Origin of the sequence: Streptomyces violascens, from assembly GCF_014649955.1 — a bacterium.
GTDB lineage: Bacteria > Actinomycetota > Actinomycetes > Streptomycetales > Streptomycetaceae > Streptomyces > Streptomyces violascens.
This window is the reverse complement of sequence record NZ_BMUA01000004.1, coordinates 446603-458811: the sequence shown is the minus strand read 5'-3', so window position 1 is coordinate 458811 and position 12209 is coordinate 446603. Positions and strand designations below refer to the sequence as shown.

Sequence of the window (12209 nt, the reverse complement as noted above, 5' to 3'; positions counted from 1 at the left end):
CGCCCCCCTTCGGCATGTCTAGGCCGGCTCCGGAGAAGGGCAGGACGGCTCGAACTCCTCGATGGTGTCCAGGGTGCGCCGCAGCATCCGGACCAGGAGCTCGCGCACGGTGTCGCGGGGCGGCTCCACGGCGGCGAGCCAGTCGAGCGTGACGCTCTCCACGCTGCCCAGCCAGCCGAGCAGCGCGAGCCGGGCGAGCACCGGTATCTCCCGGGTGCCGTAGGCGCCCTCGGCGATGGTGGCGATCAGCTCCTCGCGCACCGCGTCCCGGATGGCCTGCACCTGGGTGTCGAAGCCGACGCCACCGGTGACGATCGTCCGGTACGCGGCCTGGTGGTGCTGGGCGTACAGGAGGTAGCCGTCGATGGTGCGGTGGACGCGTTCGGCGCGGGGCAGCTCGGTGTCACTCCCGGCGCGGGACACCAGATCCGCGACGGAGTCCTCGACGATGGCCAGGTAGTAGCCCCGTTTGGACTTGAAGTAGTAGTAGATCAGGCCCTTGGCGACCCCGGCGTGCTTGGCGATGTCGTCCATCGACAGCGCGTCGTACGAGGTGTCGGCGAACAACTTCCGGCCCGTTGCGATGAGTTCGGAGCGGCGGACCTGGGATCTCTCGGTCGTACCGCCCTGTTGACTATTATTCAAATTCGGCCCTAGTCTCCAACTGCCACAGGATGCCCGCAGTATGGCAGACCTGCATTCGCACTCCCCCTGCACCGCTGGACGACGTGTCGTACGGGAGGATCAAGTGAGCGCAGCCAAACGGCCGTTGGCCGAAGGCAGAACCGCCTGGAAGAAGACCGCGGTCGTCGCACTGCCGGCGGTCGTCGCGGTCGGGATCATGGCCAATGTGATGGCCGAGGGCGCACTGGCCGCGTCGTTCGCGGTTTCCGGGACCAGTTTCCAGGTCGCGTCGGGGAAGCTGACCAGTTCGGGGCTCTCCTCGTACGTGCAGACCGACAAGTCCGTCGACGGCAAGGGCCACCCGGTGGCGCTGCTGGGCATCGGCGACGCGAAGCTCAGCGACATCTGCCAGTCGGCCGCGGTCGGCACGCCCGTCGGCACCGTCGTGTTCAAGCTGACGGCGGGCGGCGACGCGGGCGAGGTGACGGCCAGCAACCTCGTCATCGACGGCGAGGACCTGGTCGGCGACGCCCAGTTCGGCACGGCCCAGATCGGCCGGGACGCCTCGACCCTCGACGCGGTCAAGGGAGTTCAGGGCGAGCCGGGCAAGTTCGGGCTGCAGGCCGGGAACATCGAGGTCAACGGCGTGAAGTCGCATGCCTGGTCGGCGACCGGCGGCAACTTCCGGCTGAAGGGGATGAAGGTCGATGTGAGCATCGGCGGCAAGAAGTGCTTCTGAGACGGCTCGGGCTGCTCAGGCTCCCCCGCGACGGTGCCGCGCCGCCCCTGCCGCCGGTCCGGGTGCAGGGTGGTCCGCGAGCCCCTCGGCCGGGCGACGACGTCGGTCCGCACGCCGGGCCCGGTCCCGGCGTGCGGACCGGCCAGGGTGCGGGGCCCCGCGCCAGTGAGGGGACGGGGCCCCGTACCGGCGAGACGCGGCGTGCTCCCTGGGGGGAGCCGGGCGAGAACGGGGTGCGGTTTGTGGCGCTCGACGAACGGCTGCCGCTGCCCGAGGCCCGGCGGGCATTACGGGGCTGGCGGCGGACGCGGCCGTTCTGGGCGGGGCTCTTCCTCGTCCTCGGCGGTCTCGAACTGCTCGTGGTGCCGCTGTCGCCGCTGACCATCCTGGTCAGCCTCGGGCTCGGCGGGATCGCCGCGATCGGCATCGGACTCGCCCTCGTCGCGGCCGGACTCTTCCTCTGGTTCCTGCCGCACACCCGGCACTACGTGTCGATCAACGCCCTGATCCTGTCGGTTCTTTCCTTCGCGGCCACCAACCTCGGCGGGTTCCTGGTCGGGATGGCGCTCGGCATCACGGGCAGCGCGATGGGGTTCGGCTGGACGCCGAAGGAGGAGGCGACGCGGCGGGTACCGAACGTACGCACCCAGCGCACGCTCGCCGCGGCCCTGCCGCTCGCCCTCCTTGCCACGCTCGGCGGGCACCGCGTCGAGCAGGCGCCGCGGCCCGGCTCGGTGACCGCCCCGGCGGTGCCGCCGACGGTCACCACGACCCGTTTCTCCCCCAACGGCTTCCTGCTCGCCGGGGTGACGACCGTGCCCACCGCGCACGGCTCCCTGAAGGTCATGATCCTCAAGATGAACTCGGCCTCGCTCACCGACTACCGCCTCATCACCCGCGACGGCCACGACGAACTCGCCCTGGGAGCCAGCTCGTTGGATCTCAGCGGGCATGTGACGCTCTATCTCACCAAGTTCAGCGGCTGCCTCGAAGGGCTGCTCTGCATCACCTTCGACCCCAACACCCTGCCGGTGCCGCCGATCGTCCCGCCCTTCGTCTTCATGACCGACGTGACGGCCGAACAGGCCCTCGTCACCTCGGATTCCATCGTCGCGAACGGACTGACGCTGGGGGCATCGTGATCCAGATCCAGGCCGCGCTCTTCTGGGCGTACGGAACCGGGGCGACCTTCGCGGTCTCGGCGGCCCGCCAGCTCCAGTGGTGGCAGCGCTCGGTGCACGAGGAGGGGGTACGCACCCGCAGCCGCGCCGCCAACCCCTACCTTCTGCTGACCGTGCTGTTCGCGGCCGTGCTCCTGGTGCCCACCGGTCTTTTCATGATGTGGCAGAACCCGTCGTGGGCGACCATGCAGGTGGCCGGCGGCCACCGGGGAATCTGGGCCGGGTTCGTGCTCCTCTACGCGGGCGGCACGGTCGTCGCGACGCTGCTGGGATTTCTGGTGGCGCAGGCGCTCGTGCTGGTGGGTGCGGGCTACTGGGCGTATCTGCAGAGCGTGGGCGCGCACTTCCTGCTGTTCGCGGTGCTGGTCCACGGGTGGGACGGGACCGGCTACCGGCGGCTGCTCACGACGAGCCGCGGGGCGCTGCGGGACTGGCCGAAGGACAGCGTGATCAACAATCTGCTGCACTTCCTGACGTCGGGGACGTTCCTGGCACTGCTCATCCTGGGGGCCGCCGTCATCGGCACGATGCTGATCACGGAGATCGGCTGGCTCATGGAGGGCTGGGAGCTGCCGGGGGCGGACGAGGACCGGGGGGTGCCGCGGGTCCTGGCGGTGGCCATTGCGGCGGCGGGGGTCTACGGGCTGCCGTTCCTCGGCGCGGTTGCCGCGAGCGGGCTGGTCCGGCTGGCGGGGTGGGCGGTCGGGCTCCCGGTGTTCGCCATCCTGGCGGGAGTCGTTCTGCTGACCCGCCGCTCACCGGTGCGGGCGCTGTACGGCTTGGTCGGCATTCCTCGGCGGCACTGGAAGGCCGACCTGGAGCTCGCGTACTAGTGGCTACATCAGGCCCGTCTGCGTCACCAGCATCGCGATGACCACCACCAGGGTCCAGCCCAGGACGTGTTCCAGGACCTTCGGGCCCACGTCCTTGGGGCCGCCCGTGCGGGCGCGGAGTTCGGCCAGGGCTCGGGGGTCGTCGGCGGTCGTGGCAGGCAGGGTCATGGGAACTCACTCGGTCGTGTGGCGGTGCACGGTCCCCCCGGTGACCGTTCCACGGTGCCATCGCACGGGGCTCCCGGGGTAGAGACGTTCGTCACTGCCCCGGGGTGGCGACAGCCCGCTCAGCGGATGCCGACGGCCGCGAGCGCCTTGCGCTGCCCGGCCGTCGGGTACGCGGGCCAGTAGAGGTAGCAGACGCCCCCTGTGCCGGAGACCACTTTCCCGCTCGCGTTGTGCCGCTTGGTCCGCAGCCACACATTCTCGAATTCGCGCCGCTTGTAGACGCGGCGGACGGCCGCGTCGTCGGGCGCCGCCGGATCGTGGGCGATCACGTCGCCCTCGGCAGTGAAGCCGGTCACCGTCATGAGGTGCCCCGCGGTGCCGTACCCCGCGCCGGTCAGCTCGGCAGCCAGGAAGGACTGGGACGTTATGGCCGGGATGCCCGCGCGAACCAGCGTCTCGACGTCGTTCAGCGACCGCAGCCGGGTCACCACGGAGCTCATGTCCCGGTACGTGGCGGCGTACGCGGCATTGAAGGGCCAGTTGCCGCAGCCCGCGTACTGGTAGTCGTACGTCTGGCGGGCCGCCTGGCAGACCTGCGGGTCGGCGTAGGAGGGATCGACCCAGGCGAGGTCGGCCGGGTTCGGCTGCCGCCCCCAGTGCTCGATGATCATCTGCGAGGAGGTGGGGCTGCACCAGGCCTCGCCGCCGTTGTCGTACTGCGGGTACTGGCCCTTGTGGATCTCCTGCGAGTAGCTCGGCACCACCAGCTCGCCCGCGAAACCGGGGGTCGACGCGTCGACCGTGAACCGGTCCGGGATGTCGGAGGCCATCGCGCCGAGCCGCCACACGGTCGGCGTGAGCCGGCTGCCCGGGAGGCGGTAGAGGGTGACCCGCAGCCGGTAGGAGGCGAGGCGCAGGCCGGTGGCCGGGGTGTCGATGGCGAAGGTGTCCGTCGAGATCGAGCTCTTGCCGTCGCTCTGGCCGTCCACGGAGGTGCGCCGGATGTCGGTGTCGCCGTCGCCCGCCGTCCAGCGGCCCATGACGTACGCGGGTGTGGCGGTCCCGTCCGTGTAGGTGCCGAGCAGCTCGACCTGGAGCCAGGTGCCGGCGGGGGTGTGCGCGTTCCAGTGGGCGACGGCCTCGGTGGCGGGCACGGTGGAGCAGTGGGCCGGGGAGGTCCAGCTCGCGTACTCCCAGGTGGCGGTCCTGTTGGTGTGCGGGTCGGTGTAGGAGGTGGTTCCGGCGGGCCGGTCGATGACGATGCCGGGGCGGCGGCCGCCCTGGGCGCGTACGCCGTTCCCGGCGCCCGAGCGCCACTCGGCGTGCGAGGTCCAGGCCCGGTTGTCCACGAGGTGCATGCCCTGCTTCGGCCGGGCCGCGACGCCGGACGCGGCCGCGGGCCCCGACGAGGAGCTCACGACGGCACCGGCCGCGACGGCGACGGCCGCGGCGAGGACGGTTCTGCGCGAGGTTGGACTGGTCACGGTGGGACCCCCAGTCGGTTACGGATGGGGCGGCGAGTGCACGACAGCGGGCCCACTATCTCGGGTCCGATGCCCTTCGGCCAGTGATTCGGCACGCGTCCCCCGTCCAATATTGGTCTCGACCGCTGACGTGACCTGGGCGGGAGCCAAAGCTCGTGGAACCGGCCATGAGGGCCCGGGCTCCGGGCGCCTCCCCCGGGCGCCCGGTACGGTCGGAACCCCCGCAGCGGGGACACCGACCGCCGCCCCCGCACCACCAGGCAGGACGCATGCACAGCACGCCGCAACCCGACACCGCCGTGGCCCAACTCGCCACCCTGGTAAGGGAGTTGCCGCCGTCCTGCGGCCCGGTGCGGCTGGTCGGGGTGGACGGGCACGCGGGCTCCGGCAAGTCCACGTTCGCGGGCCGCCTCGCTCGGGCGCTGGGCGGGGCGCCGGTGCTGCACCTGGACGATCTGGCCACGCACCAGGAGTTCTTCGGCTGGACGGACCGGTTCCGCCACCAAGTGCTCGAACCGTTCGCGCGCGGCGAGGCCGCGACGTACGACCCGTACGACTGGCATCTGCGGGACTTCGGAGACGCTCGCGCCCTGGAGCCCGCGCCCGTGGTGCTGATCGAGGGCGTGGGAGCCGGTCGCCGGGCGCTGCGGCCCTCGCTCGCCCTGCTCGTATGGATGGAACTGGACGCCGAAGCCTCCTGGGGGCGGGGCCGGCGCCGCGACGGAATCGGACTCTCCGCTTTCTGGGACGACTGGACGGCGGCGGAGATGTGCCATTTCGCCGAAGATCCGTCGAGACCCTTCGCCGACACGTTGGTACGCCAGGTACAGGAGGGGTACGAGTGGTTCCCGGGGCCCGATTCCGCACCCCGCGCGGATCGCTTCCTCACTCACCGTGACGACCTCACCCCACCGCACTGAACAGTCGCAAAACAGCCCACCGAGTGCCTCAACTCCGCTTGACCCGGGGGCCATACAGGTCTTACGTTCTCAATGTGCGGCTTTCCGAAGCCGCCGCGGACGCGAAGCCCCCGGTTGTTCCCCCGTGATCGGGGGCTTCGTTCTGCCTCTTGCCCCTCAACCGGGCCGTCACGCAGGGCATTTCACTCACCCTGTGTCACCACCGATGCTCCCCACGCGCCCCCTTCGGCAGTGGGCCTTCCCGCAGGTACGATGCACATCGGTGCGGTCAACTACCGTCAATTCCGTTGTGCGAATGGACGGTTCAGCACGGGGCACGGTGGTGGGGGACGTGATGGACTTCGGCACTACGGGCGCACACGCCCCGGCCGATCTCGCCTGGCTGCGCGGTGTGGATGCGTACACCATGGGCGCATATCCGCAGGCCGAGGAGGAGTTCCGCACGGCGGTGCGGCTCGACCCCTCGATGGCGGACGGCTGGCTCGGGCTGCACGCGCTGCGCGTGGACACGACGACCGCGCTGCTTCGCATGTACCGGCACCGCGAACGCTTCGGCGAACAGCGGGCGGGCCACCGGCGCACCCTCAACTCCTGGTACTGGCTCGGCTGGTGGGTCCAGCCGGTCCTGGAGAGCCCGCGCGATCTGCTGCTCGCCCATGCCTCGCACTGGCTGGACGGGCGCCATGTCCCGGAGCTGGACCGGGCGTTGGCGGGACTCCCGCCCGTCGACACCGATCCGCAGGTGCGCTTCCTGCACGCCTGCCGCGCCTATCTCGTCAAGGACTGGGAGCAACTGGTCCGCCACACCGAGCCGTTGGTCGACGATCCACTGCTCGGGATCGAGGCCGGTCTGTTCGGCGGGATGGCCCGCGTCCGCCTGGAGATGTACGGCCAGGCCGAGCCACTGCTCTCGGCCGCGCTGATGCGCTGTCGCAGCGAGCAGCCCCAGCGCAAGGAGCTGCGCTACTGGCTGGCCCGCGCCCACGAGGGCACCGGGCGCTCGGCCGCGGCCCTCCCCCTGTACCGGGCGGTGCACCGCGTCGACCCGGCGTTCATGGACACCTCGGCGCGGCTCACCGCGATCACCGAGAACGACGGATTCGACGGTTCGGAGGAACCCCCCGACCTGGCCGCGGTCGCCCTGTCCGGCTTCGGCGACACCGTCGAGGCGGAGGCCGAGGCCGCCCTCGGCCTGGATCAGCCCGAGGGCCGCGAGCTCCGGCTCGGCGGCGAGCCGCAGGCGCCGCTGTCCGGCCCGCCGGAGGCCGCGCGCGACGGCGCGCGGCACAAGCCTGGCACTCCGGCGCAGCCCGGCTCCCCGCAGTTCCCGGCCGGCCCCACCGATCCGGTGCTGCTCGCCGAGGCGCTCGCCGAGCTGGAGCGGATGGTGGGGCTCGAACCGGTCAAGCGTCAGGTCAAGGCGCTGTCCGCGCAGCTCAACATGGCGCGGCTCAGGGCCAGTCAGGGACTGCCGGTCCAGCCGCCGAAACGTCACTTTGTCTTCTCCGGCCCCAGCGGCACCGGCAAGACCACCGTGGCGCGCATCCTGGGCCGGGTCTTCTACGCACTCGGACTGCTCGGCGGCGACCACCTCGTGGAGGCCCAACGAGCGGACCTGGTCGGCGAGTTCCTCGGCCAGACCGCCGTCAAGGCGAACGAGCTGATCGACTCGGCGCTCGGCGGCGTGCTCTTCGTCGACGAGGCGTACTCGCTCTCCAACTCCGGCTACAGCAAGGGCGACGCGTACGGCGACGAGGCGCTCCAGGTGCTGCTCAAGCGCGCCGAGGACAACCGCGACCACCTGGTGGTGATCCTCGCCGGCTACCCCGAGGGCATGGACCGGCTGCTCGCCACCAACCCGGGCCTGTCCTCCCGCTTCACCACCCGCGTCGACTTCCCCTCCTACCGCCCCCTCGAACTCACCTCGATCGGCGAGGTGCTCGCCGGGGAGAACGGGGACGCGTGGGACGAGGAGGCCCTTGAGGAGCTGCGCTCGATCAGCGGGCACGTCGTCGACCAGGGCTGGATCGACGAGCTCGGCAACGGCCGCTTCCTGCGCACCCTGTACGAGAAGAGCTGCGCCTACCGGGACTTGAGGCTGTCGATGTACCCGACGACGCCGACCCGGGACGACCTGTCCACGCTGCGCCTGCCCGATCTGATGCAGGCGTACGGGGAGGTCCTGTCGGGCCGCGGCCCCACGCGCCGCGACCCGCAGGATCCCCTCTAGCTCTCCGGCTATCCGGCCAGCGCCTGCTGGGCCTGTTCGCCGCGGGGCTCGGCCAGGCGGGCCAGCGGGGCGGGCTCCTCGCGGTGGGCGGGGTCGCGGACCTCGCCGACCAGCTTTTCGAGGACGTCCTCCATGGCGACCAGGCCGAGCACCCGGCCCGAGCCGTCGACGACCTGGGCAAGGTGCGTTGCCGCGCGGCGCATCACGGTGAGGGCGTCGTCCAGGGGCAGTTCGGCCCGCAGGGTGGCGAGCGGCCGCCACAGCTGCTGCGGCACCGCACGCTCCCGGTCCTCCACGTCGAGTACGTCCTTGACGTGCAGGAAGCCCATGAAGGCGCCGCCCTCCGCGCACACCGGGAAGCGGGAGTACCCGGTGCGTACCGTCAGCTCCTCCAGCTCCCTCGGTGTCACCGAGCAGCCGACCGTGACCAGGGACGCCCGGTCGAGCAGGACGTCCGTCACGGGGCGGCTGCCCAGCTCCAGGGCGTCCTCCAGGCGTTCCTGGGCCTCGGGTTCCAGGAGCCCGGCCTGGCCGGAGTCCTCGACGAGGCGGCCGAGCTGGACGCTGGTGAAGACGGCCTCCACCTCGTCCTTCGGCTCGACCCGGAACAGTCTCAGGATCAGCCGCGCGCAGGCGCCGAGCGCGATCGTCACCGGCTTGCAGACCCGGGCGAAGGCGACCAGGCCCGGGCTGAACCAGAGCGCGGTCTTCTCGGGCGCCGCCATCGCCAGGTTCTTCGGGACCATCTCGCCGATGACGAGGTGGAGCGAGACCACCAGGGCGAGCGCTATCACATAGCCGAGCGGGTGGACGAGGCCCTCGGGGATCCGGGCCGCGTGGAAGACGGGCTCCAGGAGCCGCGCCACGGTCGGCTCGGCGACCGCGCCGAGCGTCAACGAGCAGATGGTGATGCCGAATTGGGCAGCGGCCATCATCTGCGGCAGGTTCTCCAGGCCGTGCAGCACCTGGCGGGCCCGCGCGGAGCCGGCGGCCAGCGGCTCGATCTGGCTGCGGCGTACGGAGACGAGCGCGAACTCGGCGCCGACGAAGAAGCCGTTGGCGAGCACGAGCAGCATCGCGAACAGAAGTTGGAGCAGGCTCATCGGGACGCCTCCGCCACGGGTGCGTCGACCGCCCGCACGAAGCGGACCCGCTCGGCGCGGTACCGCTCGACCTGGCGGACCTGGATCCGCCAGCCGGGCACCTCGACCCGGTCGCCCGGCACCGGGATCCGGCCGAGCAGATCGGCGACCAGGCCTGCGACGGTCTCGTACGGGCCCTCGGGTGCGTCCAGGCCTATCCGGCCGAGCGAGAGGACGCGGCAGCTGCCGTCGGCCTCCCAGGCGGGCCGGCCGTCCTCGCCCGCCACCACGGCGAGTTCGGGCCGGGCGGCGTCCGCGCCGTCGTGCTCGTCGCGGACCTCGCCCACGAGCTCCTCGATGATGTCCTCCAGGGTGACCACGCCGGCCGTGCCCCCGTACTCATCGACGACCACGGCTATCGGCTGTTCGCTGCGCAGCCGCTCCAGGAGCTGCTGCACGGGCAGCGTCTCCGGGACGAGCAGCGGCGGCACGGCGATCAGGCCGACCGCGGTGCGCAGCCGCTCGGGCGGCCGCACGGCGAGTGCGTCCTTGAGGTGGACCATGCCGACGACCTCGTCGATCCGCTCCCGGTAGACCGGGAAGCGGGACAGGCCCGTGGCGCGGGTGAGGTTGAGGACGTCGGCGGCGGTGGCGGTGGTCTGCAGGGCGCTGACCTTGACGCGCGGGGTCATCACGTTCTCGGCCGTCAGGTGGCCGAGCGAGAGCGTCCGTACGAAGAGGTCGGCGGTGTCCTGTTCCAGCGCTCCGGCCCGCGCCGAGTGCTTGACCAGGGAGACCAGTTCGCCCGGGGTGCGGGCGGAGGCCAGCTCGTCGGCGGGCTCCACGCCGAGCGCCCGCACCAGGCGGTTGGCGACGGTGTTGAGCAGGGAGATGACCGGCCGGAAGAGCCGCGAGAAGCGGTCCTGCGGCCCGGCCACGAAGCGGGCCACCTGGAGCGGCTTGGAGACCGCCCAGTTCTTCGGTACGAGCTCGCCGATCACCATTTGCACGGCGGCGGCGAGCAGCATGCCGAGCACGACGCTGATGCCGGAGACGGCGCCCGCCGGAAGCCCGGTGGCGCCGATCGGCCCGTCGAGCAGGTCGGCGAGCGCGGGCTCGGCGAGCATGCCCACGACCAGCGAGGTGATGGTGATGCCGAGCTGGGTGCCGGAGAGCTGGAAGGACAGCTCGCGCAGAGCGCGCACCACGGTGCGGGCTCTGCGGTCGCCCTCGGCTGCGGCGCGCTCGGCGTCCGGCCGGTCGACGGTGACCAGGCCGAACTCGGCCGCCACGAAGAAGCCGTTGGCGAGGATCAGAAGGAATGCCGCGAAGAGCAGCACAAGCGTGATGGTCATGCCGCCGCCTCCAGGGAGGGGGCGGCGCAGGTACTACCGGACGATCCGTCCATTGCTGGAGGGAGTCACTCCTCGGGTCGCTGGTGCCCCGCGGCCGATGGTGCAGGACCGTGTGCGGGGCGGGGCGCGCTCGGCGCCGCCGACATCAGGGTAATCAAGATGCTGCCAGGTGGGGCAGGGGGCTCAGCCGTTGTCGCTAACCGTGCCGGGTGAATCGGCGCCCGTGCCGTGGGTTTCGGCGAGCGCGCGCAGGGCCTTGGCGTCGCGGATGGCCCGCGCCTTGCCGATGCCGGGCTGGATGCCGAGCGCGGGCAGGCTGGTGCCGTCGCTGAGGTCGAGGAAGACCCAGGGGTCGCCGGGGCGGAGGTTCACCCGGAGGATCTCCGCCCAGGCGAGGCGGCGCCTGGCGGTGAGGTTGACGACCGTGACGCCCGTGTCGTCGGCGACGACCTTGGGCCGGCTGAGCAGCACGAGCACCCCGGCGAACAGGGCGGCCATCAGGATGAAGCTGCCCCGCTCGCCCCCGCTCAGGGTCTCCAGGAGCAGCGACATCACCGTCATGGCGACGAACATGGCGGCCGCGCTGATCAGCAGGACGGCCCGGGTGCGGGTCGGCCTGAAGGTGACCGGCAGGTCAGGGGGCTGGGGCGCGGGGGCGGACACGGTGTCGTTCGCTTTCGTCGCTGTCTTCGGTGGCGCTGTCTTGTGGGGCACTCTTTCCGGCGGGCCGGTCAGAGGCGGCAGGCGTGGATGGCCGTCGTGAGGATCGCGCGGGCGCCCAGCTCGTACAGGTCGTCCATGACCCGCTGGGAGTCCTTGGCGGGGACCATCGAGCGGACGGCGACCCAGCCCTCGTTGTGCAGCGGGGAGATGGTCGGCGACTCCAGGCCCGGGGTGAGGGCCACGGCCCGCTCCAGGTGCTCGGCGCGGCAGTCGTAGTCCATCATCACGTAGCTGCGGGCCACCAGGACGCCCTGGAGGCGGCGCAGGAACTGCTGCACCTTGGGGTCGTCGGCGTCGGCGCCGGTGCGGCGGATGACGACGGCCTCGGACTTCATGATCGGCTCGCCGATGACTTCGAGGCCCGCGTTGCGCAGCGAGGTGCCGGTCTCGACGACGTCCGCGATGATCTGGGCGACGCCCAGCTCGATGGCGGTCTCGACGGCGCCGTCCAGGTGGACGACGGAGGCGTCGACGCCGTTGTCCGCGAGGTGCTTGGCGACAATGCCCTCGTAGGAGGTGGCGATCGTCATGCCGCCGAAGTCGGCGATGCCGCTCGCGGTGCCGGGCTTGGTGGCGTAGCGGAAGGTGGAGCGGGCGAAGCCGAGCGGCAGGATCGCCTCGGCGTTGGCGCCCGAGTCGACCAGGAGGTCCTGGCCGGTGATGCCGATGTCGAGCTTGCCCGCGGACACGTAGATCGCGATGTCCTTGGGACGCAGGTAGAAGAACTCGACCTCGTTGACGGGGTCGACGAGGACGAGCTCCTTCGACTCCTTGCGCATCTGGTAGCCGGCCTCATGGAGCATCGCCGACGCAGGTCCGGACAGTGAACCCTTGTTGGGAACGGCGATGCGCAGCATGAGGTCAGCTTCC

General features: G+C 71.4%; 12 protein-coding genes. 5 read left to right on the top strand and 7 right to left on the bottom strand.

Going from position 1 to position 12209, the window contains the following annotated elements; genetic code table 11:
- Window positions 1-18 precede the first annotated feature (18 nt).
- Window positions 19-645 carry a TetR/AcrR family transcriptional regulator gene (locus tag IE206_RS13135; RefSeq protein ID WP_189962274.1) on the bottom strand — a complete coding sequence of 209 codons (627 nt, stop codon included), beginning with the start codon at window positions 643-645 and terminating at the stop codon, window positions 19-21.
- Window positions 646-748: 103 nt separating this feature from the next.
- Here IE206_RS13135 and IE206_RS13130 point away from each other — a divergent pair, with 103 nt between their 5' ends.
- From IE206_RS13130 to IE206_RS43145, 3 genes are all read left to right on the top strand, one after another.
- Complete coding sequence (locus IE206_RS13130; RefSeq protein ID WP_189962273.1) at window positions 749-1363, top strand: DUF6230 family protein; 615 nt, start codon at window positions 749-751, stop codon at window positions 1361-1363.
- Between the two features lie 242 nt (window positions 1364-1605).
- Window positions 1606-2505, top strand: a complete 900-nt coding sequence (locus tag IE206_RS13125) for a DUF6114 domain-containing protein (RefSeq protein ID WP_226598732.1) — start codon at window positions 1606-1608, stop codon at window positions 2503-2505.
- Window positions 2502-3377: a hypothetical protein gene (locus IE206_RS43145; protein ID WP_189962271.1), complete on the top strand. Its 876-nt coding sequence runs from the start codon at window positions 2502-2504 to the stop codon at window positions 3375-3377. Before IE206_RS13125 ends, IE206_RS43145 begins: the two co-directional genes overlap by 4 nt.
- Window positions 3378-3380: 3 nt before the next feature.
- On the opposite strand, the gene IE206_RS13115 is transcribed toward IE206_RS43145, so the two are convergent.
- Window positions 3381-3545 carry an SCO1431 family membrane protein gene (locus IE206_RS13115; protein WP_189962270.1) on the bottom strand — a complete coding sequence of 55 codons (165 nt, stop codon included), beginning with the start codon at window positions 3543-3545 and terminating at the stop codon, window positions 3381-3383.
- Between the two features lie 119 nt (window positions 3546-3664).
- Window positions 3665-5029 carry a C39 family peptidase gene (locus tag IE206_RS13110; RefSeq protein WP_189962269.1) on the bottom strand — a complete coding sequence of 455 codons (1365 nt, stop codon included), beginning with the start codon at window positions 5027-5029 and terminating at the stop codon, window positions 3665-3667.
- 269 nt (window positions 5030-5298) lie between these two features.
- Between IE206_RS13110 and IE206_RS13105 the strand changes: the two genes are divergently transcribed.
- Window positions 5299-5949: a uridine kinase family protein gene (locus IE206_RS13105; protein ID WP_189962268.1), complete on the top strand. Its 651-nt coding sequence runs from the start codon at window positions 5299-5301 to the stop codon at window positions 5947-5949.
- 334 nt (window positions 5950-6283) lie between these two features.
- Window positions 6284-8179 carry an AAA family ATPase gene (locus IE206_RS13100; protein WP_189962338.1) on the top strand — a complete coding sequence of 632 codons (1896 nt, stop codon included), beginning with the start codon at window positions 6284-6286 and terminating at the stop codon, window positions 8177-8179.
- A gap of 8 nt (window positions 8180-8187) precedes the next feature.
- On the opposite strand, the gene IE206_RS13095 is transcribed toward IE206_RS13100, so the two are convergent.
- The 4 genes from IE206_RS13095 to hisG all read right to left on the bottom strand — a co-directional run bounded on the left by IE206_RS13095 (window position 8188) and on the right by hisG (window position 12196).
- Window positions 8188-9282 carry a hemolysin family protein gene (locus IE206_RS13095; protein WP_189962267.1) on the bottom strand — a complete coding sequence of 365 codons (1095 nt, stop codon included), beginning with the start codon at window positions 9280-9282 and terminating at the stop codon, window positions 8188-8190.
- Complete coding sequence (locus IE206_RS13090; RefSeq protein ID WP_189962266.1) at window positions 9279-10616, bottom strand: hemolysin family protein; 1338 nt, start codon at window positions 10614-10616, stop codon at window positions 9279-9281. The genes IE206_RS13095 and IE206_RS13090 overlap by 4 nt, the downstream gene beginning before the upstream one ends.
- A gap of 183 nt (window positions 10617-10799) precedes the next feature.
- Entirely contained in the window at window positions 10800-11279 is a 480-nt protein-coding gene (locus tag IE206_RS13085; protein WP_189962265.1) for a PH domain-containing protein, read from the bottom strand.
- Window positions 11280-11347: 68 nt separating this feature from the next.
- Entirely contained in the window at window positions 11348-12196 is an 849-nt protein-coding gene (gene hisG / locus IE206_RS13080) for an ATP phosphoribosyltransferase (protein ID WP_189962264.1), read from the bottom strand.
- Between the last annotated feature and the right edge of the window lie 13 nt (window positions 12197-12209).

Coding starts and splice junctions, on each gene's coding strand:
- IE206_RS13115 (WP_189962270.1), bottom strand. CDS start 3,545: ATGACCCTGCCTGCCACGACCGCCGACGACCCCCGAGCCCTGGCCGAA.
- IE206_RS13105 (WP_189962268.1), top strand. CDS start 5,299: ATGCACAGCACGCCGCAACCCGACACCGCCGTGGCCCAACTCGCCACC.
- IE206_RS13100 (WP_189962338.1), top strand. CDS start 6,284: ATGGACTTCGGCACTACGGGCGCACACGCCCCGGCCGATCTCGCCTGG.
- IE206_RS13095 (WP_189962267.1), bottom strand. CDS start 9,282: ATGAGCCTGCTCCAACTTCTGTTCGCGATGCTGCTCGTGCTCGCCAAC.
- IE206_RS13090 (WP_189962266.1), bottom strand. CDS start 10,616: ATGACCATCACGCTTGTGCTGCTCTTCGCGGCATTCCTTCTGATCCTC.
- hisG (WP_189962264.1), bottom strand. CDS start 12,196: ATGCTGCGCATCGCCGTTCCCAACAAGGGTTCACTGTCCGGACCTGCG.